At 51.4% G+C, this 19,200-nt stretch carries 20 protein-coding genes; 6 read left to right on the top strand and 14 right to left on the bottom strand.

What is annotated here, in order from left to right; genetic code table 11:
• Positions 1 to 20 precede the first annotated feature (20 nt).
• Entirely contained in the window at positions 21 to 2,102 is a 2,082-nt protein-coding gene (gene recG, locus VP504_RS12060) for an ATP-dependent DNA helicase RecG (RefSeq protein ID WP_325891380.1), read from the top strand.
• 46 nt (positions 2,103 to 2,148) lie between these two features.
• Here recG and VP504_RS12055 read toward each other — a convergent pair whose 3' ends face one another.
• The 3 genes from VP504_RS12055 to ompR all read right to left on the bottom strand — a co-directional run bounded on the left by VP504_RS12055 (position 2,149) and on the right by ompR (position 4,719).
• The gene (locus VP504_RS12055) at positions 2,149 to 2,520 is read right to left on the bottom strand and encodes a GntR family transcriptional regulator (RefSeq protein ID WP_325891379.1); all 372 of its coding nucleotides are present in this window, start codon (positions 2,518 to 2,520) and stop codon (positions 2,149 to 2,151) included.
• A 129-nt stretch (positions 2,521 to 2,649) separates the two neighbouring features.
• Positions 2,650 to 3,999, bottom strand: a complete 1,350-nt coding sequence (envZ, locus tag VP504_RS12050; RefSeq protein ID WP_325891378.1) for a two-component system sensor histidine kinase EnvZ — start codon at positions 3,997 to 3,999, stop codon at positions 2,650 to 2,652.
• Between the two features lie 3 nt (positions 4,000 to 4,002).
• Positions 4,003 to 4,719 (bottom strand): osmolarity response regulator transcription factor OmpR, encoded by a 717-nt coding sequence (gene ompR, locus VP504_RS12045; RefSeq protein ID WP_325891376.1) that lies wholly within the window; start codon positions 4,717 to 4,719, stop codon positions 4,003 to 4,005.
• 239 nt (positions 4,720 to 4,958) lie between these two features.
• On the opposite strand from ompR, the gene greB reads away from it, so the two are divergent.
• Positions 4,959 to 5,444, top strand: coding sequence for a transcription elongation factor GreB (gene greB, locus VP504_RS12040; protein WP_325891375.1), 486 nt, complete (start codon positions 4,959 to 4,961; stop codon positions 5,442 to 5,444).
• 38 nt (positions 5,445 to 5,482) lie between these two features.
• Entirely contained in the window at positions 5,483 to 7,822 is a 2,340-nt protein-coding gene (locus VP504_RS12035) for a Tex family protein (RefSeq protein ID WP_325891374.1), read from the top strand.
• A 65-nt stretch (positions 7,823 to 7,887) separates the two neighbouring features.
• Here the strand turns inward: VP504_RS12035 and VP504_RS12030 are convergent, their stop codons facing one another.
• The 3 genes from VP504_RS12030 to bioH all read right to left on the bottom strand — a co-directional run bounded on the left by VP504_RS12030 (position 7,888) and on the right by bioH (position 9,702).
• Positions 7,888 to 8,364, bottom strand: coding sequence for an ATP-dependent Lon protease (locus tag VP504_RS12030; RefSeq protein ID WP_325891373.1), 477 nt, complete (start codon positions 8,362 to 8,364; stop codon positions 7,888 to 7,890).
• 97 nt (positions 8,365 to 8,461) lie between these two features.
• Complete coding sequence (locus tag VP504_RS12025) at positions 8,462 to 8,821, bottom strand: hypothetical protein (RefSeq protein ID WP_325891372.1); 360 nt, start codon at positions 8,819 to 8,821, stop codon at positions 8,462 to 8,464.
• 98 nt (positions 8,822 to 8,919) lie between these two features.
• On the bottom strand, positions 8,920 to 9,702 hold the full coding sequence (bioH, locus tag VP504_RS12020; protein WP_325891371.1) for a pimeloyl-ACP methyl ester esterase BioH: 783 nt from the start codon (positions 9,700 to 9,702) through the stop codon (positions 8,920 to 8,922).
• A 40-nt stretch (positions 9,703 to 9,742) separates the two neighbouring features.
• Between bioH and VP504_RS12015 the strand changes: the two genes are divergently transcribed.
• Together VP504_RS12015 and nfuA are read left to right on the top strand one after the other, a co-directional pair.
• A complete protein-coding gene (locus VP504_RS12015; RefSeq protein ID WP_325891370.1) occupies positions 9,743 to 10,423 on the top strand; it encodes a ComF family protein in 681 nt (226 codons plus the stop codon).
• Positions 10,424 to 10,524: 101 nt separating this feature from the next.
• Entirely contained in the window at positions 10,525 to 11,109 is a 585-nt protein-coding gene (gene nfuA / locus VP504_RS12010) for a Fe-S biogenesis protein NfuA (protein WP_325891369.1), read from the top strand.
• 56 nt (positions 11,110 to 11,165) lie between these two features.
• On the opposite strand, the gene dinF is transcribed toward nfuA, so the two are convergent.
• The 5 genes from dinF to VP504_RS11985 form a co-directional block, all read right to left on the bottom strand.
• Positions 11,166 to 12,506 carry an MATE family efflux transporter DinF gene (gene dinF, locus VP504_RS12005; protein ID WP_325891368.1) on the bottom strand — a complete coding sequence of 447 codons (1,341 nt, stop codon included), beginning with the start codon at positions 12,504 to 12,506 and terminating at the stop codon, positions 11,166 to 11,168.
• Between the two features lie 160 nt (positions 12,507 to 12,666).
• Positions 12,667 to 13,584 carry a heme o synthase gene (gene cyoE, locus VP504_RS12000; protein WP_325891367.1) on the bottom strand — a complete coding sequence of 306 codons (918 nt, stop codon included), beginning with the start codon at positions 13,582 to 13,584 and terminating at the stop codon, positions 12,667 to 12,669.
• The gene (locus VP504_RS11995) at positions 13,577 to 14,635 is read right to left on the bottom strand and encodes a COX15/CtaA family protein (protein ID WP_325891366.1); all 1,059 of its coding nucleotides are present in this window, start codon (positions 14,633 to 14,635) and stop codon (positions 13,577 to 13,579) included. The genes cyoE and VP504_RS11995 overlap by 8 nt, the downstream gene beginning before the upstream one ends.
• Positions 14,636 to 14,646: 11 nt before the next feature.
• Entirely contained in the window at positions 14,647 to 15,174 is a 528-nt protein-coding gene (locus tag VP504_RS11990) for a hypothetical protein (RefSeq protein ID WP_325891365.1), read from the bottom strand.
• Positions 15,171 to 15,893: an SURF1 family protein gene (locus VP504_RS11985; protein ID WP_325891363.1), complete on the bottom strand. Its 723-nt coding sequence runs from the start codon at positions 15,891 to 15,893 to the stop codon at positions 15,171 to 15,173. Before VP504_RS11985 ends, VP504_RS11990 begins: the two co-directional genes overlap by 4 nt.
• Before the next feature lie 31 nt (positions 15,894 to 15,924).
• Between VP504_RS11985 and VP504_RS11980 the strand changes: the two genes are divergently transcribed.
• Positions 15,925 to 16,131 (top strand): DUF2909 domain-containing protein, encoded by a 207-nt coding sequence (locus VP504_RS11980; protein WP_325891362.1) that lies wholly within the window; start codon positions 15,925 to 15,927, stop codon positions 16,129 to 16,131.
• Positions 16,132 to 16,140: 9 nt separating this feature from the next.
• Here the strand turns inward: VP504_RS11980 and VP504_RS11975 are convergent, their stop codons facing one another.
• Genes VP504_RS11975 through ctaD form a run of 3 tightly spaced genes read right to left on the bottom strand, consistent with a single transcriptional unit; the run spans position 16,141 to position 19,196 of the window.
• On the bottom strand, positions 16,141 to 17,028 hold the full coding sequence (locus VP504_RS11975; RefSeq protein ID WP_325891361.1) for a cytochrome c oxidase subunit 3: 888 nt from the start codon (positions 17,026 to 17,028) through the stop codon (positions 16,141 to 16,143).
• 16 nt (positions 17,029 to 17,044) lie between these two features.
• Entirely contained in the window at positions 17,045 to 17,593 is a 549-nt protein-coding gene (locus VP504_RS11970) for a cytochrome c oxidase assembly protein (protein ID WP_062709793.1), read from the bottom strand.
• Positions 17,594 to 17,603: 10 nt separating this feature from the next.
• On the bottom strand, positions 17,604 to 19,196 hold the full coding sequence (gene ctaD / locus VP504_RS11965; protein ID WP_062709795.1) for a cytochrome c oxidase subunit I: 1,593 nt from the start codon (positions 19,194 to 19,196) through the stop codon (positions 17,604 to 17,606).
• Positions 19,197 to 19,200 lie beyond the last annotated feature (4 nt).

The following is a 19,200-nucleotide window of genomic DNA, read 5'->3' as shown; positions in this document are numbered from 1 at the left end:
TTAGGAGAGATGGACACACCATGCGCGCGTCAATGTTGGATGCCGTTCCCGTTACCTCGCTGACGGGAGTCGGCGGCAAAATGGCAGAGAAGCTGGAAAAGCTGGGGCTTTTCACGGTGCAGGATTTGCTGTTTCATCTTCCCTACCGCTATGAAGACCGCACACGTATCTGGCCTATCATGAGCCTGATGCCGGGGCAGCATGCCACCGTTGAAGGTGAAGTCGTCAACAACAACACTGTCTTTGGCCGCCGCCGCATGCTGACGGTGAAAATTACTGACGGTAACGGCTCGCTCACACTGCGTTTTTTCAATTTCAACGCCGCAATGAAAAACAGCCTTGAACAGGGCAAGCGTGTGAAAGCCTATGGTGAAATCAAACGTGGTCAGGGTGGCCTTGAGATCATACACCCTGAATACAAAGTCTTCTCTGAGCCCACCGAACCCTCGCTGGAAGAAACCCTGACCCCGGTTTACCCGACGACAGAAGGCCTTCGCCAGCTGACGCTGAGAAACCTGACCGATCAAGCGCTTGAGCTACTTGATGGTGCTGCTGTGCAGGAACTGTTGCCGGAAGGCTTATACGACAGGCAAATCACCCTGCGTGATGCCCTGAAAATCCTGCATCGTCCGACACCGGATATTTCGGTGACTCAGTTGGAGAAAGGTGAACATCCTGCCCAAAAGCGCCTGATACTCGAAGAGTTGTTGGCACAAAACCTATCTATGCTCGCTGTTCGCAGCAAATTGCAGCAAGATCCAACCTTTTCTCTGCCACCTTCTACCGTGCTAAAGCCAAAGCTATTGGAGTCCTTGCCATTTACACCAACGGGCGCGCAGTCCCGCGTGGTGGCAGATATTGAATGCGACATGGGATTGGAAAAGCCAATGATGCGTCTGGTACAAGGTGATGTTGGCTCCGGCAAAACCTTGGTGGCTGCTCTCGCTGCATTACAGGCTATAGAGCAAGGTTATCAGGTTGCTTTGATGGCACCGACAGAACTCCTTGCTGAGCAGCATTCGATTAACTTTGCCAATTGGCTGGAACCTCTGGGTATCTCCGTTGGTTGGCTCGCCGGCAAACTGAATGGCAAAGCCAAAGAAGAGGAGCTTGCCAAAATCGCCAGCGGCGAAGCAAAAATGGTGGTGGGCACCCACGCCCTTTTCCAAAAGCATGTCGAGTTCGACAAGCTTGCGCTCGTCATCATCGATGAGCAGCATCGCTTTGGCGTCCACCAGCGCCTTAAACTTCGCGAGAAAGGGATGAAGCAAGGCATTCATCCTCACCAGCTCATCATGACTGCTACACCTATCCCTCGTACACTTGCGATGACCGCCTATGCCGATCTCGATACCTCCATCATCGACGAACTGCCACCGGGACGTACACCAATTCAAACCGTTGCTGTGCCGGATACCCGACGTATCGACATCATTAATCGCGTCCATGCGTCCTGTTTGGAAGAAGGACGTCAGGCTTACTGGGTGTGCACCCTGATTGATGAGTCTGAAGTGTTGGAAGCGCAAGCTGCCGCAGAAACTGCAGATGATTTAGCACGTGCCCTGCCTGATCTAAAAATCGGTCTGGTACATGGCAGGATGAAAGCGGCAGAAAAGCAGGAAGTGATGCAGGCGTTTAAGTCCGGTGAGCTTCATCTTTTGGTTGCCACTACCGTGATCGAAGTCGGCGTGGATGTGCCAAACGCCAGCCTGATGATTATTGAAAACCCAGAGCGTCTCGGTCTGGCGCAACTTCACCAGCTTCGTGGCCGTGTCGGGCGTGGTTCCGTCGCCAGCCACTGTGTACTTTTGTATCACGCACCGCTATCAAAGACCGCAACCCAGCGCTTAGGTGTATTGCGTGAAAGCAGTGATGGTTTTGTGATTGCTCAGCGCGACTTGGAAATTCGTGGCCCAGGTGAGCTATTGGGCACCAAACAAACTGGGATGGCAGAGTTTAAGATTGCCGATTTGGTCCGCGATCAAAAACTCATCCCTGAAGTGCAGAAGCTCGCGTTGTATCTGCACCAGAACTATCCGGACAACGCCAAGGCCATTATCACCCGCTGGCTTGGTAACAACGACAAGTACAGCAACGCATAAAAAAGGGCGGATATCCGCCCTTTCTCCATTCAACCAATGTTGTTAGTCAGTCTTCCCAATACTGCATCACCAACGCCATCACTTCTGACTTGCTGTAACCCACTTCACGGGCGTCATCAATCAGGGCTTTCAGTCTGGGTTCGATAAACCCAAAGCGGTTTTCCATCCTGCCTTGCAGTCCTTGCCGCGCGACAATCATACCTACACCCCGTTTGCGCTCCAGCCAGCCATCTTCTTCCATGCTCTGGTAGCAACGGGAAATGGTCATCGGGTTGATATTCAGCTCTGCGGCTAACTTTCTGACCGAAGTCAACTTTTCGCCGGGTATCAGTGCCCCGGCAACAATCTGACGCTGTATTTGCGTCATCAATTGTTTGAATTTAGGGGACGGATCCTGAGGGTCGATGACTATCTTCATATTTCATCTCTGCTGTATCGGCATTTTATTACAGTATTAGCAGATGATTCAATTATGAGACAGTTTTATGGGTTTAACTTCATATAAAAACAACAAAGAACATGGATGAGGTATTCACGTTTTTTCGTTTTAGCATTGGCGACGCTTTCTGGACTGGCGCTTGATCACCGGCAGCACTATCTGAGCCTGCAGTCCACCTTGCGAGCGCTGACTGAGTTTCAGCGCACCGTCGTGCTGCTCAACGATACGTTTGACGATGGCAAGTCCAAGCCCGGTGCCTTCACTGCCACGTGCGGTGTCACCGCGGGTAAATGGCTGCATCACAGTTTCAATCTGATCTGCTGCTATGCCCGGACCATTGTCTTCCACTGCAATCCACTGATGACGGCGGTCTGCCGAAGTACCGGTACTGATTTTTACCCAGCCACCACCGTAGCGCACCGCATTAACCACAAGATTGGTCACCGCTCTGCGAATAGCCACTTCATTGGCATCAAGCTTACCGACCAGTTCACCTTTAGACACTTCAAGCTCATGCCCCGTCGCGCCATCAGCTACAGACACATCTTCCGCCACAATATTGAGATCAACCTCCGTCATGTCCTGCAACTGCAAGGAGCGCAAATAGTCCATAAACTGATTGATGATTTCATTGCACTCTTCTGTGTCCTTAATCATGCTCTCAGCGAGATAGCTGTCTTTGGGCGACATCATTTCAGTGGCCAGACGAATTCGGGTCAGCGGTGTACGGAGATCATGACTGACACCCGCCATCAGCAACGCCCTGTCTTCTTCCAGTTTACGAATGCCTTCGCTCATCTGATTGAATGCTTTGGTCACAGCGCGGATATCAGACGCACCACGCTCAGGCAAGGGCTCAGGAAATTTTCCATGCCCGACTTCGAGAGCCGCTTTCTCTAACGTCGCCAGTGGCCGGTTTTGCACTTTGATAAATAACCACCCTCCACCAATTACGAGTAAAGCGATAAACATGGAGTAGAAGAATAGAGGTTGGAAATCATCCTGATGCAGCTCTGACAGTGGTATACGCATCACATAGCCAGGGAAAGCCTCGCTTTCCAGCCAGAGCACATAGTTCTTAGACTCCAGGCTGATACGCGCTTCTGTTGGGGCGCCAAGCTTTTCCGACATATCTACACTGAGGTAATCCACAGAAGCAGCATTGTCGAACTCCTCCATCATCGTCTGCTCGTCTGCTTCGTGCATGGTGACACCGAGCTTCTCAAGCAGCTGACGGCGCAACAGCTCATCCATGTGATAAACCTTACCGTTCGACAACAACAAATCGTCATCCAACATGACTTCAATCTCATGGGCGAGGATTTTGTTGAACTGTTTGATGCTCGGTAGCAGGGCGTAATTGAAGACAGTGAGGTAAGAGAAGATCTGGCTGGCAATAAGAAGGCCAGCCAGCACCACGAGCGTACGAGCAAAGTTACTGCGTGGAGAGAAGCGCATTAATTAGGCTTCTCCGTCCGGTACGAACACATATCCCAAACCCCAAACAGTCTGGATATAACGTGGCTTGCTTGGATCTTCTTCAATCATGCGGCGAAGTCGAGAGATTTGAACATCAATAGAACGCTCCATCGCAGAATACTCTCGACCTCGCGCCATGTTCATCAGCTTGTCACGGGACATCGGTTCGCGAGCATTAGTCACCAGCGCCTTCAGCACTGCAAATTCGCCTGATGTGAGTGTTAATGGCTCATCATTACGGAACATTTCACGTGTACCGAGGTTTAGGCGGAATTGGCCAAACTCTACCACTTTCTCTTCACTTGATGGCGCGCCTGGTGCTTCAACCGTTTGACGACGAAGCACAGCACGAATACGGGCCAGCAATTCACGCGGGTTAAAAGGCTTGGGCAAGTAATCATCCGCTCCTACCTCTAAACCCACGATGCGGTCAATTTCATCGCCTTTTGCCGTCAACATCAGAACTGGCAATTGATTATTTGCTTGGCGCAGGCGCCGACAAATAGACAGACCATCTTCACCTGGAAGCATCAAATCCAGCACCATCAGGTGGAAATTCTCACGCGAAAGCAAACGGTCCATCTGCTCAGCATTCGCCACGCTGCGTACCTGAAAACCTTGCTCAGACAAATAGCGCTCAAGCAACGAGCGTAGACGCATATCATCGTCAACAACCAGGATCTTATGATTATCTTGCATGACTTACCTTTCTCTCCAGACGGTGGAAATACCACCAATAATAAAGTCTGACACTGTTATAAAACATCAGAGCAGGGTGCAATGGGAAGAAAAACTGTTACCAGTTGTAACCCTGTCCCAGAAAATTCAGCGCGAAATTCGTGCCTCAGCTTAACGTTGCCGCACTGCGTCGCTTTAATCATGGCTCCAAAGCGGTTATAACTCTTGCCGTGATACGAAACAATCGCTCGGAAAACAGAATGAAAAAAACCGATTTGGTCACTCGGGAAGGCTACAACAAACTCAAGCAAGAGCTTGATTATCTCTGGAAAGAGCGCCGCCCGGAAATCACCAAGATTGTCTCTTGGGCCGCCAGCCTTGGCGACCGCTCTGAGAATGCAGACTACACCTACAACAAGCGTTTGCTGCGAGAAATAGACCGTCGTGTCCGTTACCTCAGAAAACGCCTCGAAATCCTGCGTGTGGTCGATTATAGCCCCCAACAGGACGGCAAGGTATTTTTTGGTGCCTGGGTCGATATAGAGAACGAAAATGGTGACACCCTCTCCTTCCGTATAGTCGGTCCCGACGAAATTTACGGCCGCAAGGACTACATTTCTATCGACAGCCCCATGGCTCGCGCATTGATCAAAAAAGAAGTGGATGATGAAGCCATCGTGACCACGCCGGAAGGGCCGAAAGTCTGGTACGTCAACAGCATCCGCTACCAGCGAGACGAACAGTAAGGTTACGCAGCGGCGTGACAATGAATAAAAGGAACACCATGACAACTTCAATCTATCAACAGATCGCGACGGAACTGAATGTACGCGATGCACAGGTTATCGCGGCAGTGAACTTGCTGGATGACGGCAATACTGTCCCTTTTATTGCCCGTTACCGTAAGGAAGTGACCAACGGCCTCGACGACACCCAGTTGCGTAACCTTGAATCCCGTTTGGGCTACCTGCGCGAGTTGGAAGAGCGCCGCCAGGTGATCCTGAAATCGATCGATGAGCAAGGCAAACTGACTGATGCACTGAAAAAAGACATTCTGGGCGCAGACAGCAAAAACCGTCTCGAGGATTTGTACCTGCCTTATAAACCCAAGCGTCGCACCAAAGGTCAAATCGCTATTGAAGCCGGCATCAAGCCACTGGCGACCCTACTTTGGGAACAACCGGATAATGACCCGGAAACCGAAGCCGCGAAATACCTCAATGCAGACGCAGGCTTTGCCGATAACAAAGCCGTGCTCGATGGTGCCCGCGCGATTTTGATGGAGCAATTTGCCGAAGATGCAGCACTTCTGGATAAAATTCGCCGTCATCTGAACCAAAGCGCAGAAATTCAAGCCCGTGTGGTAGCCGGTAAAGAGGAAGAAGGCGCGAAGTTTAAAGACTATTTCGCCCATGATGAACTGCTCAGCAAAGTGCCTTCGCACCGCGCACTTGCCATGTTCCGAGGCCGCAATGAAGGAATTTTGCAACTGTCACTGAATGCCGATCCAGGTCAGGATGAAAAATCCACTGGCTCATATTGTGAAACCATCATCAGTGATCACTATGGTGTGACCATTGACTCTGCACTCGCCGACCGTTGGCGCAAACAGGTAGTGAGCTTCGCATGGCGTATTAAAATCTTAATGCACATGGAAACCGAGCTGATGGGTAGCCTGCGCGAGATAGCCGAAAACGACGCCATCAAAGTGTTTGCAGACAACCTGAAAGACTTGCTGATGGCTGCACCTGCGGGTCCTCGCTGTACCTTGGGTATTGACCCAGGTCTTCGTACCGGCTGTAAGGTCGCGGTGATCGACAACACCGGTAAGCTTCTGGATACCGCCACCATCTACCCGACGCCACCACAAAACAAAATTGTAGAATCTGCACGCGTAGTGATGGCGCTGGTGAAAAAACACAGTGTGGATTTGATTGCGATTGGTAACGGCACAGCTTCCCGTGAGACCGACGCCTTTGTCGCAGGCATGCTGAAAGATGCAGGCGAGAAAATCCAAACCGTGATGGTCAGTGAAGCTGGTGCATCGGTTTATTCTGCGTCTGAACTGGCGGCGACTGAATTCCCGAGCCTTGATGTATCACTTCGTGGTGCAGTTTCTATCGCCCGTCGTCTGCAAGACCCACTCGCTGAATTGGTGAAAATCGATCCGAAATCTATCGGTGTGGGTCAATACCAGCATGATGTTAGCCAAAGCCAGCTTGCCAAGCGTCTGGACGCTGTCGTGGAAGACTGTGTAAACGCGGTGGGTGTTGACGTAAACAGCGCCTCTGCAGCGCTACTGACTCGCGTGGCAGGCCTTTCAACGACAATGGCAGCCAACATTGTGGCCTTCCGCAACGAAAATGGCCGCTTTGAAGATCGTAAAACCCTGCTGAAAGTGCCGCGTCTTGGCCCGAAAGCCTTTGAGCAGTGTGCTGGCTTCCTTCGTGTCATGACGGGTAAAAACCCACTGGATGGCTCTGCCGTTCACCCTGAAGCTTATCCGGTGGTCAAACGTATTGCCGAGAAGTCCGGTAAAGGTGTTGATGCCATGATTGGCAACCACGACTTCCTGCTCGCGCAGAAAGCGGCAGACTACGCCGATGATACCTTTGGCATACCTACCGTGACTGACATTTTGGCAGAGCTGGCAAAACCTGGCCGAGACCCACGCCCTGAGTTTAAGACAGCCACCTTTGCCGATGGCGTCGATGAAGTGAAAGACCTGATCCCAGGTATGGTACTGGAGGGCGTGATCACCAACGTGACTAACTTTGGTGCCTTTGTAGATGTTGGCGTTCATCAGGACGGTTTGGTGCATATCTCCGCACTGTCAGACAAGTTCATTTCTGATCCTCGTGAAGTCGTCAAAGCTGGTGATGTGGTGAAAGTAAAGGTGATGGAAGTGGACTTGCAGCGTAAGCGTATTGGTCTTTCGATGCGCCTAAGTGACGAGCCAGGTGCTGACAACAAACCTACCCGCGAATCACGAGCTCGCACTCAAAATCGAAGCTTTGCCGGGAATAACCGAAATGACAATAACCGACGTGATAACCGTGGCGGTCAGCAATCCAGCTTCGGTGGCGCCTTCGCTGATGCCTTTGCAAAAGCAAAGCGAAATTAATAAGCCAAAACCCAAAATAGCGCTCAAGTGCGCTATTTTCTTATTTGTTGAGCCTGAACTTGCCGTTAAATGACGATTAGCACTTCAGATGGAAGATTGGCGGCCGAAGACTGCTGATAACGCATGGCGACAACTGCTCCCGTCCGCTGGGAAGCTTTCAACTCGTCGATTTTATCCAAAATTTCCTTAGGCAACTTAATACGCATGGCGTAGCCGTTTTCATTCTGTGGCACGTAAGAGCCGCTTGAAAGCATGGCGGAAAGTTGGCTTAAGGTTTCATGTGCAGCAAACCCACTCCCTTCAAACTGTCGGGGATTTTGTTTGATAACATCGGTGTAATCAGGGTGTTCTGATGGATCCCAAGATGGCTTACGGAGTTGCTTCTCCTCCTGAGTAACTGGCTTTTCTTCCGCACTGGCATTTGGCTGACGGGGAGGGACGATTTTTTCGCGCACGCGATTTTCCCGCGCAACTTGCTCCGTTGGCGGGTTGACTGACGGTACGACAGCTGGAATGCTGACGTTTGCGGGCGAAATGTTCATGCCAATGTTGTCTCCCAACACCGACCGAAGGCGCGTCGCCTGCGAGCATAGGCGGGGTGATCCCCGCGAATGCGCGTGCTATATCTCTATAGCGAAACTAGACCAAAACAGCGATCAACCCACCAATAGTACCCAGTGCAGAAAGCACCTGACCGGCGGAATACGCAGCATCATCGTTGCTTTTCACTTCTTCGGGATGGTCCATACCGAGCGCCCCGTAGGTGAAAGACTCAACTTTAGACGAAGTTGGCGTGCCTTCGGCTTCCGTTGCTTTGTTTACAGCCTTACCGTCCGACACTTCCTTCGCGACCTGCTCGTAAGACTGCTTGGCACCCTCTGCTGCCTGTGCTGCCTGTGCTGCCTGTGCTGCCTGTGCTTCATTGCCTTTTGTTGCCTGATTTGGCTGCATCGGCTTAGCATAAGCGTGCTGAGAATACCCAACGTTACCTATATTCATTATGGTCTCTCCTGATGCCATAGCAAGTAACTTGATTAAAGTATCGGCAGCTTTAGTATTAAATTTAGCTCCAATTCACTTAATCTCACTACTTTCCATCAACAGGACGGCAAACATTGTCCGCAAAACCTTAAAAGCTCTTGCGAAAAATGGCCGGGATCAGAAATGAACGGTGCATGCGACGCTTTGGCAAAGATTTGCCGCTGTGAACGCGGTGCCAGAACATCCAACTCCTGCGCCACTTTTACAGGCACAAGGCCGTCCAGCCGACCGTACATTCTGAGCCAAGGCATTGAAATATCATGTAACTTCGGCCGCAAATCAGCGTTAGCAAGGATACCAAGGCCAGCGCAAAGCGCCTCTGGTTGAGGAGACGGGTGAGAGAGGACCGCCTGTTTCAACCACTTAATATCCTGCCTTGCTGTTGGGCTTCCCATTGCCTGAAGCGCCATGAAACGCTCAACCGTCGTCTGAAAGTCTTCGGCTAATTGCTTCGTAAAGGCTTGCAACACCTCGGGTTTTATCCCTCGCCATCCATGTTCTGCAGCAAATCTTGGTGAGCTGGCAATCGTGACTAAACCTTTCACACGTTCCGGTGCGAGCAGTGCAGCCTGAGTTGCAACCATTCCCCCCAAAGACCAACCGGCCCAAACAGATTCCTGCGGTGAATTATCAAGCAAACACTGTGCCATTTCCTCTAAAGAAAAGGCGTCTGTCGGTTGGCTGAAACCGTAGCCCGGCAGATCAACACAATGAACACGGTAATGCGGGGTGAGAGCGGGCAGGATATTTTGCCATACGGCGCTGTTCATCCCCCAACCATGAATGAGAATCAGATCGGAACCCTGGCCTTCCGTGTGCCAGTACAGAGAAGTCGTCATTTACACTACCTAAATTCGTTTATCAACAAGCATGTCCTTGATGTTAAGCACTATCTTACGTGCCTTGCCGCTACGTTGTCAGCTTTGCCACCACAGGTTGGGGCAGCATGATTATCCTTGGTGTCATGCCTGTCACGCCAGCTTGCCCCGTCAGCCACGCTGCCTGCATTGCGGTTTGCCCACGCCTTACGTGATTGAAAGCTGCGGCAGATGTTTGAAAAAACCGCCGCCGTGGGACAGTTTGGTCTGTGTCGGTGCCTATGCCTTTCCTTATGACAAGCTGCTTCACCGCTTCAAGTATCAAGGACATTACTGGCTTGCCCCTGCCCTCGCTAAACTGCTCGCGACAGAGATTGAATCACCTGCGCCTCTACTGCTTCCCGTACCCATGCATTGGAAACGAAGACTTTGGCGGGGATTTAATCACAGTAGCGTATTAGCCGCAGAACTCGCACAGCAACTTAAGGTTCAATCTGAGCCCAATGTCTTAAAACGCATTCGTGCCACTCGCCAACAGCAGGGATTAGATCGACAATCCCGTCTTTCAAACTTAAAGCATGCATTTTCTATCGAAGGGAAACTGCCGCCACACATTGCCTTGGTTGATGATGTGGTCACCACGGGTGCAACGATCGCCCAGCTATGCCATCTGCTCAGGCGCCAAGGTGCTGAACGTATTGATGTGTATTGCCTTTGCCGCACACCACCTAATGCTTCTTAAATGAAAAGTGAGGGAAAAGTAACCTCGAAGCTTGAGGGGTGATAGAGAACAAAAACAAGCGTACAATGTAAACAAATACTGGATAAATCAGGTAAGAAGCCGTGTCACAAATTATTATTTCTGAAAGTGCACAGAGCCATTTCGGTAAACTGCTTGAGCAGCAGCCGGAAGGGACAAACATCCGCGTATTCGTGGTCAACCCTGGCACGCAAAACGCAGAGTGCGGCGTTTCTTACTGCCCTCAGGATGCAGTGGAAGCGACTGATACCGAACTCAAATTCGATGGTTTTTCTGCATACGTAGATGAACTGAGCCTTCCATTTCTGGAAGATGCAGAGATTGATTTTGTTACTGACAAAATGGGCTCACAGCTTACACTGAAAGCACCTAACGCGAAAATGCGTAAAGTGTCTGATAATGCACCTTTGATGGAGCGCGTTGAGTACGTTATCCAGACTCAGGTTAACCCTCAGCTGGCTGGTCACGGTGGTCACATCAATCTGATTGAAATCACTGAAGACAAAGTGGCAGTGATTCAATTTGGCGGTGGTTGTAACGGCTGTTCAATGGTTGATGTTACCCTGAAAGACGGCATCGAGAAGCAATTGCTGGAAGAGTTCAGCGGCGAGCTTAACGGTGTTCGTGACGTCACTGAACACGCACACGGCGATCACTCTTACTACTAAGAGCTACGGCTCCAAAACATAAATAACAAAGGCGCCAGAAGGTGCCTTTGTTATTTTCAGTCATTGGCGGCCAGGAAGGTATCCCTCCGCCACTGATAAATGAAAAGCACCCCCAGCGTTAGTCCACGCAGCACCATAAAGCCGAGCATCGCCGCCCAAAGCGCATGGTTGCCCCAGCCGCTCAGCAGCCACCAGATCACAAAAAAACCTGCCATCGCGACAAACATGGTGTTTCGCATTTCACGCCCGCGCGTCGCACCGATAAACACGCCATCTAACAGAAAGCACCACATGGCCACCAGCGGCATAGCAATGAGCCAAGGCAGATACACAAAGGCCTGTTCACGAACTTCTGAGATATCAGAAATGATTCCGACAATCTGCTCGCCCCAAAGCAGGAAAGCGGCGGTGATAAGTAGCGAAATCGCCAGACTCCAGAAGGTGGTGGCTGTCAGTGAGTCCATCAGCTCGTTTCTATTTCGGGCACCAATTGCCTTCCCTACCATGGCTTCCATGGCATAGGCAAAGCCGTCCATTGCGAAAGAGACCAACATTAGGAAATTCATCAGCACCGCATTGGCTGCCACCACGTTATCGCCCAGTGTCGCACCCTGAAACGTCATAAAGGTGAAGGCCAGTTGCAGGCAAAGACTTCGAAGGAAGATGTCCCGGTTCAGCTTTAAAAGCCGTCTCATGCCCGCATAGGCTTTTTTCCACTGCGCCAATGGGGCAGACAACATCTCTTGCTTCCAGCGCTGCGCCACAAAGTACAAGCCCAGAGCCATGCCGCTGTAATCGGCAATCACACTGGCTGCTGCAGCGCCCTGCACTTTCCAGCCAAAACCCACGACAAACAGCACATCGAGCACGATGTTGATGACATTGATAACAATCAGTAACATCATTGGCTTTTTCGCGTTCTGGGCTCCCAATAACCAACCCATGATCACAAGATTGGTCAGCGTGGCTGGCGCACTCCAGATACGCACAGAGAAATACTGATCGGCATAGCGCTTCACTTCCTCGCTCGCGTCACTATAGGAAAACACCCAATCCGCAATCAACGGATGCATGGCGATAATGGCGAGCGCCAGCAGCCAGGCAAGAGAGATGCCTTGGAGAAACACATTCGCCAGCCCCGCTTTATCGTCCGCACCATAAGCTTGCGCGGTAAGCCCTGTGGTAGCCATGCGAAGAAAACCAAGTAGCCAGAAAGTTACCGCAATCATGGTACTGCCGACCGCCACACCACCGAGATACCAGGCATGATCGAGGTGGCCAATCACGGCCGCATCCACCAGTCCCAGCAAAGGCACGGTAATGTTCGAGAGCACCATGGGGAACGCGAGCGAGAAAACACGCACGTGAAGGGCTTTTTGTTTCAGCGCTGACAGCATAAATTGGCTCTGTGGTTATCGACAGATAGAGAGTAAGTGGCAGAAGTGTATCAGAATGTCTGGACTAAAAAGACGATAACGCCGCGACATCCAGCCGCGGCGTTGAGAATTGAAGATAGGAAAGCATCATCCCTGCTCACTGTTTGCTTTGGGCTCGCAACTATCCTATCGCACGCCACGCATGATCAGCGAGCAAAGCCACAAACAAACCAAACACATGCCAAATGGAGTATTTAAACGTCTGCCAAGCCAACCCTTTGCGGTCATGGAATTTCAACTGCCACGCGTACCAGGCAAAGCCGAGATTGAGCGCCAAACTACCGAAGAGGTAAATCAGCCCGCTCATTCCCGCTAGCCAAGGCAACAGACCCACCACCACCAAAAGCAGGGTGTAGAGCAAAATCATGGTCTTGGTGAATTCCACGCCATGGGTCACCGGCAGCATAGGTACACCAGCTTTGGCGTAATCTTTCTCACGATGAATGGCAAGCGCCCAGAAATGCGGAGGCGTCCAAGTAAAAATAAGCATCACCAGCAGTAGCGCATGTGGGTCAAGCGTTCCTGTCACCGCCACCCAACCGAGCAGAGGCGGCATCGCGCCGGCCAAACCACCAATCACGATATTCTGCGGTGTCGCGTGCTTCAGCCAAACGGTATAGACCACCGCATAGCCAATCAAACTGGCAAAGGTGAGCCATGCCACCAGTGCATTCAATACCCAAAGGAGCGTAAAGCCAGCGACCATCAGCAAACCACCAAAGGCCAACGCCTGTGACGTACCTACCCGGCCTTTCGCAACGGGGCGATGAATGGTCCGCTGCATCTGCCGATCAATACGCTGATCAATCACATGGTTGAACACCGCAGCAGCAGCCGACTGCATACCAATCCCTAACAGCCCGAGAATCACGGCGTGGGCAGGAGGCAAAGACGGCACCGCCAAACACATTCCCACCATGGCGGTCAGCAATAGCATGGCTACCACTTTGGGCTTAGTCAGCTCCAGATAATCCCGCCATTGAGCGGTTTCAGTATTCGGGGCGCTGTTTGCCAGCGAGGGCGTGTTGAATTTAGCCATGGCTTAACCTCCCTGTATCTCTCAAAGACGACTGTGCAGCGGTCAATGAAACAGGTGCAAACACACCTACCACCGTCCTGACAGTCACTAAAAGTAAAAGCAATCCGCAAACATTGTGTGCTACCGCTACAGACAGCGGTAGCAAGGCAACCACATTGGTAACGCCAAGCGTTATCTGAATACCTAGCGCACCTAGGAGAAGCAGCGATGTGCTGGCACCAAGCGGTTTTCTGGCTGCAAACGCCAGCAGTAAAATGAGCGCAGTGACCACCATGGCACCGATTCGGTGGGTAGCATGAATCGTGACGCGCTGATCGAAGTTCAGCACACCATATTGGTAAGTCTCGTTTTTCGGGCTGATGGGGTGAAACGCCGAGGCGTCGTATTTCTCTGCCCAATCGACTTCACAAACGGGCAATTGGGTGCAAACGAGAGCTGCATAGTTGGCTGATGTCCAGCCGCCGAGCGCAATCTGCATCACCACCGCCAGAAGCGCTGCGACTGATAATGCCTTGAGTTTCCCACCTGCAGAAAGGTCTTTCGCCCCCACCTCTAGCTGTGTTGGCTCTTTAATACGCCGTCTTTCCAGCAGCGCCAACATGAACAGCAAGGTGACAGTTGTGAAACCACCGAGCAAATGCCCCATCACCACAATCGGCATCAGGTTCATGGTCACGGTCCACATACCCAGAGCCGCCTGAAAGGTCACCACTGCGAGCAGCACGCTCGGCAAAACACGGTTACGGTCAGGGCGACGCCAAGCCAGAAAAGCAATGGCAGCAATCACTAACCCGAGCGTTCCCGCCACATAGCGATGGATCATTTCATTCCAGGCTTTTTGAATTTCAACAGGGGCATGAGGGAAGGCTTCTGTGGCTTGGGCAATTGTCTCCGCCGATTGCGGTACGGTCAGAAAGCCATAGCACCCTGGCCAATCCGGGCACCCTAAGCCAGCTTCTGTCAAGCGGGTAAATGCACCGAGGGCAACCACGACCAAAGCCAAGGCCAGTGCACCGTAAATCAGTCCGAGATAGCGTTTATCTTTTTCCATCGCGACCTCCCTTACCCGACTTTAGAGAGTTTCATGAGTTTTCGAAGATCGGACAGCAGTCCTTTGCTTTGTGCCACCTGTGCTGATTTGTCAGCTGGCACCGGATAGGCAAGAATAAGATTATTCAGGGGGTCGACGAGATAAATCGCGTTGTCAGCAAAGGGCAGCGACGACATAGTCTGTTGTTGCGTCACATCGATGTTTTGGCGGGTGACATTGGTGCCTTCTTCCACTGCCGAGCTTTCCGGCGTCAGCAGAATGCTGGCAACCCGTTCACGCTCTCGGCCAACCGCGACCGGGATTTGATTAAGTTGAAACAACGCACTCTCGCACTTCTCATCACAGGCACTGGGGTAAGAGTAGACCAAACGCCATTGCCCATTGTGTGACAGCCAGTCAGCCCTCACTTCTTCGGCGATAAGCTCGCCGTTGTTCGTCACACCTTTGTTGTACCAACCGAAGTCCAACACCAATTTGGCAGCCAGAACCGGCAGAACAAAAATCACGGTGACCAGTATCAGCGCTTTTTTCCCATTCATATGCGTCCTTTCCTCCACCAAAGCCCAAATCCAATCACTACTACCAGCGCCAATCCAAACCACTGCATGGCGTAGGCATAGTGCTTTTCCGGCTTCATCACGACAGGCTCCCAGATGGGTTTCGCACCTGTACTGAAGCTCTCTCCGTTGCTGTCACTTATCACATCTCCGCGGATAAGCCAGGGTTTGAGGGAAAGCCCGGAAGCCTGTTCCAGACTTTTGATATCAATCGATTGAACCCGTTGGGGCCAACCGACTTCTGTTTCCACTTGTGCCAGCACCACCCTTTCAGAGGGGAAGTCGATAGTGCCGCTGACCGAATAGCTCCCGTCCAGTGTCGGAAGACCAGGTAGTGTTTCTCTTGTTGCCGGAGCGGCCACCCAACCCAGCTCTACCAATAGCCACTGATTGTCACTTCTGAAAGGTAAAAACCAGCGGTATCCCACCCGGCCTTCAAAGGTTTGGTTATCGAGTAGCATGCTCTTCGATGTATCAAACTGACCAGCTAGCTTGACCCGTGTCCCTTTCAATTCCTGTGGCAAAGATGCCAAGGCGGTCACTTCCTGTTGGGAGCGCTCTGCAAGTTGAGACAACAAAGCTTCTTTTTCTGCCCCGCGGGACATTTGCCACATCCCCAGCTTGACCAATAGCGCTGTCATCGCCAGAGTAAATACAAGAAAACCAATCCGTCTTATTTGCCGTATGTTGGAAGAAGACATCCGGTCACCTTTTTGACTCTCAGGAGGCAATATGCTGCTCAAAGGGATCCTTATCTGCCTGTTGGTCTTTATCGTCTTTAACTTGTTTCGAGCGTTGCCGATTATGCTTAAGGGTCAATCCGACGTTCCCATGTCACGTTTTCTGGGGCGTCGCGTGTTGTTCTCAGTGATTGCGTTTGTCATCTTGCTGGTTGCTTTGGCGACCGGAGTGATTGAACCCAACAGCCGCCCATACTAATTCGTTTCGTTACAAGATGTAGACGAACACGAACAGACACAGCCATACCACGTCCACGAAGTGCCAATACCAAGCACCTGCCTGGAAGGCGAAATGGTGCTGAGGGGTCATGTGACCTTTCAGTACCCTAAGCCAAACAATGAAAAGGATGATGGACCCAAGGAAAACGTGCATGCCATGGAAACCAGTAAGCAGGAAGAAGGTATTCCCGTAGATCCCCGAATCTAGTCGTAGGTTTAGCTCTTGGTATGCGTGGACATATTCCTCTACCTGAAGCCCGAGGAATATCCACCCCAGAAGCACCGTAACACCAAGAAACTGTTTGACACGTTGGCGGTTACCCTCTTCCATCGCCACATGCGCAAAGTGCAGCGTGACAGATGAAGTGAGTAGAATAATGGTGTTAATTAGCGGTAAACCCCAAGCTCCCATGGCCGTGGTTTCTGTGCCATCTGGTGTTTTCACCAAAGGCCAGCCTGGAATGAAGTCAGGCCACAGCACCGCCGCCGTCATGGCATTGTTGCTTGCCCCTCCCAGCCAAGGAACAGCAATGATTCGGGCGTAAAACAATGCACCAAAGAAAGCGGCAAAGAACATCACTTCCGAGAAGATGAACCAACTCATGCCCTGACGGAAGGATCTGTCCATTTGTGCTGAATACATCCCGCCCATAGATTCATGAATCACATCCCGGAACCAGCCAAACAGCATAAACATTAATATGCCGGTGCCTATCAGCAGCATCCATGGACCATTACCACCGAATAATCCGGCGACTGTTGAACCTGCGCCCATCGCGATAAAGAACAGCGCAATAGCACCGACAATCGGCCATTTGCTCTGCGCGGGTACGTAGTAGTTTTCGTACTGGGCATCTGTACTGGTATCTGTTGTCATGATGACCTCACTGCATTTACTGAGTCACAGGCTCAGTCTTAGCGCTAAACAGGGTATATGCCAGCGTCAAGGTGCTGATATCTTCCGGAAGCTCCGGGTCGACATAAAACACCAGAGGAAGCTCTGCGTCTTTTCCTGCTTCAAGGGGCTGGCGGTTGAAGCAGAAACATTCAATTTTGTTTAGGTACTGGGCTGCCAGACCTGGTGTGACCGAAGGCACTGCCTGTCCTATCGAATTAATGCTCGTATTGTTGGTCGCGCGATAAGCAATGGTTCGCGTTTCCCCAGGATGCACAGTGAGCTTCTTCACCTCAGGCACAAAATCCCAGCCAAGACCGGGATTAATGTAAGCAACAAACTCAACAGTCACAGTGCGGGAAAAGTCCACCTGATTGCTTTCCGTCGCAGCAACATCACTGGTCTTACCGTTAATCCCAGTGATATCGCAAAAAACGTCATAGAGCGGGACCAATGCGAAGGCAAAGCCAAACATCAGCACAGCCAAGCCCGCCAGCTTCGCAGCTGAGCGTCCTGTGTTTTGTGTCTGTTGTTCTTGCTCTGCCATACACTATCCCTTAATCGATTTTCGGTGGCGTTGAGAAGGTGTGATAAGGCGCTGGAGAAGGTACTGTCCACTCCAATCCTTCTGCACCATCCCACGGCTTCGCTGGTGCAGGCTCACCGCCACGAATACATTTCACCAACAGCACAAGGAAGATGAGCTGGGAAAATCCGAACAGGAATGCACCTACACTCACTATCGCGTTGATATCAGCAAACTGCAGGGCATAATCCGGAATACGACGTGGCATGCCTGCAAGTCCCAGGAAGTGCATTGGGAAAAACAGGATGTTCACGGAAATCAGTGAACACCAGAAGTGCCAGTTGGCCAGAGTCTGGTTGTACATGTGCCCTGTCCATTTTGGCAGCCAATAGTAAGCAGCTGCCATGATGGAGAAGATGGCACCGGACACCAGAACGTAGTGGAAGTGAGCCACCACGAAGTAGGTATCATGATACTGGAAGTCCACCGGCGTTATTGCCAGCATCAAGCCAGAGAAGCCCCCTATCGTAAACAACACGATAAAGGCGAGCGCGAACAACATGGGCGTTTCAAAGGTCATAGAACCTCGCCACATCGTGGCCACCCAGTTAAACACTTTCACCCCTGTGGGCACCGATATCAGCATGGTGCAATACATGAAAAAGAGTTCAGCAAACACCGGCATCCCGGTTGTAAACATGTGGTGAGCCCAAACGACGAAGCTCAGGCCTGCAATCGATGCGGTCGCGTATACCATGGAGGCATAACCAAACAGTGGTTTGCGGGCAAACGCTGGCACGATAGCAGAGATAATCCCGAAGCTTGGCAGGATCATGATGTACACCTCTGGATGTCCGAAAAACCAGAAGATGTGTTGGAACATGACCGGGTCGCCACCACCGGCGGCATCGAAGAACGATGTGCCGAAATACTTATCAGTGAGCACCATGGTGACCGCACCAGCAAGCACTGGCATCACCGCAATCAATAGAAACGCAGTGATAAACCAAGTCCAGACGAACAGCGGCATTTTCATGTAGGTCATGCCTGGAGCACGTAGGTTCATGATGGTCACAATCACGTTTATCGCGCCCATAATGGAACTGATACCCATGATGTGAACAGCAAACACAAACAATGCCGTGCTGTCTGGTGAGTAAGTGGTAGAGAGCGGCGCATAGAAGGTCCAGCCAAAGTTTGGACCGCCTCCTTCCATAAACAGTGACATGATGAGCATTAAAAATGCGAACGGCAAAATCCAGAAGCTCCAGTTGTTCATTCTGGGTAGCGCCATATCCGGCGCGCCAATCATCATCGGCACCATCCAGTTCGCCAATCCGGTAAAGGCTGGCATCACTGCACCAAACACCATGATAAGACCATGAACTGTGGTCATCTGGTTAAAAAAGTTGGGGTCGACCAGTTGCAAGCCAGGCTGAAACAATTCCGCCCGGATAACCAATGCCATTGCCCCACCCAGTAAAAACATGGTGAAGCTGAAAATCAGATACATTGAGCCGATGTCTTTATGGTTGGTCGTTAACAGCCAACGCATCAACCCTCGGGGCTTATGATCATGGTCGTGATCATCGTGACCGACCTGATCAGGCGTCATATCCGTCATTGCG

Source organism: Grimontia sp. NTOU-MAR1 (assembly GCF_035758505.1).
GTDB lineage: Bacteria > Pseudomonadota > Gammaproteobacteria > Enterobacterales > Vibrionaceae > Enterovibrio > Enterovibrio marinus.
The sequence above is the reverse complement of the archived record's forward strand: the minus strand, read 5'-3'. Positions and strand labels throughout refer to the sequence as shown.

What these genes read in the sequence shown, in the direction of transcription:
- recG (WP_325891380.1), top strand. Translation starts at nt 21, where the DNA reads ATGCGCGCGTCAATGTTGGATGCCGTTCCCGTTACCTCGCTGACGGGA.
- VP504_RS12055 (WP_325891379.1), bottom strand. Translation starts at nt 2,520, where the DNA reads ATGAAGATAGTCATCGACCCTCAGGATCCGTCCCCTAAATTCAAACAA.
- envZ (WP_325891378.1), bottom strand. Translation starts at nt 3,999, where the DNA reads ATGCGCTTCTCTCCACGCAGTAACTTTGCTCGTACGCTCGTGGTGCTG.
- ompR (WP_325891376.1), bottom strand. Translation starts at nt 4,719, where the DNA reads ATGCAAGATAATCATAAGATCCTGGTTGTTGACGATGATATGCGTCTA.
- greB (WP_325891375.1), top strand. Translation starts at nt 4,959, where the DNA reads ATGAAAAAAACCGATTTGGTCACTCGGGAAGGCTACAACAAACTCAAG.
- VP504_RS12035 (WP_325891374.1), top strand. Translation starts at nt 5,483, where the DNA reads ATGACAACTTCAATCTATCAACAGATCGCGACGGAACTGAATGTACGC.
- VP504_RS12030 (WP_325891373.1), bottom strand. Translation starts at nt 8,364, where the DNA reads ATGAACATTTCGCCCGCAAACGTCAGCATTCCAGCTGTCGTACCGTCA.
- VP504_RS12025 (WP_325891372.1), bottom strand. Translation starts at nt 8,821, where the DNA reads ATGAATATAGGTAACGTTGGGTATTCTCAGCACGCTTATGCTAAGCCG.
- bioH (WP_325891371.1), bottom strand. Translation starts at nt 9,702, where the DNA reads ATGACGACTTCTCTGTACTGGCACACGGAAGGCCAGGGTTCCGATCTG.
- VP504_RS12015 (WP_325891370.1), top strand. Translation starts at nt 9,743, where the DNA reads ATGTTAAGCACTATCTTACGTGCCTTGCCGCTACGTTGTCAGCTTTGC.
- dinF (WP_325891368.1), bottom strand. Translation starts at nt 12,506, where the DNA reads ATGCTGTCAGCGCTGAAACAAAAAGCCCTTCACGTGCGTGTTTTCTCG.
- cyoE (WP_325891367.1), bottom strand. Translation starts at nt 13,584, where the DNA reads ATGGCTAAATTCAACACGCCCTCGCTGGCAAACAGCGCCCCGAATACT.
- VP504_RS11995 (WP_325891366.1), bottom strand. Translation starts at nt 14,635, where the DNA reads ATGGAAAAAGATAAACGCTATCTCGGACTGATTTACGGTGCACTGGCC.
- VP504_RS11990 (WP_325891365.1), bottom strand. Translation starts at nt 15,174, where the DNA reads ATGAATGGGAAAAAAGCGCTGATACTGGTCACCGTGATTTTTGTTCTG.
- VP504_RS11985 (WP_325891363.1), bottom strand. Translation starts at nt 15,893, where the DNA reads ATGTCTTCTTCCAACATACGGCAAATAAGACGGATTGGTTTTCTTGTA.
- VP504_RS11980 (WP_325891362.1), top strand. Translation starts at nt 15,925, where the DNA reads ATGCTGCTCAAAGGGATCCTTATCTGCCTGTTGGTCTTTATCGTCTTT.
- VP504_RS11975 (WP_325891361.1), bottom strand. Translation starts at nt 17,028, where the DNA reads ATGACAACAGATACCAGTACAGATGCCCAGTACGAAAACTACTACGTA.
- VP504_RS11970 (WP_062709793.1), bottom strand. Translation starts at nt 17,593, where the DNA reads ATGGCAGAGCAAGAACAACAGACACAAAACACAGGACGCTCAGCTGCG.
- ctaD (WP_062709795.1), bottom strand. Translation starts at nt 19,196, where the DNA reads ATGACGGATATGACGCCTGATCAGGTCGGTCACGATGATCACGACCAT.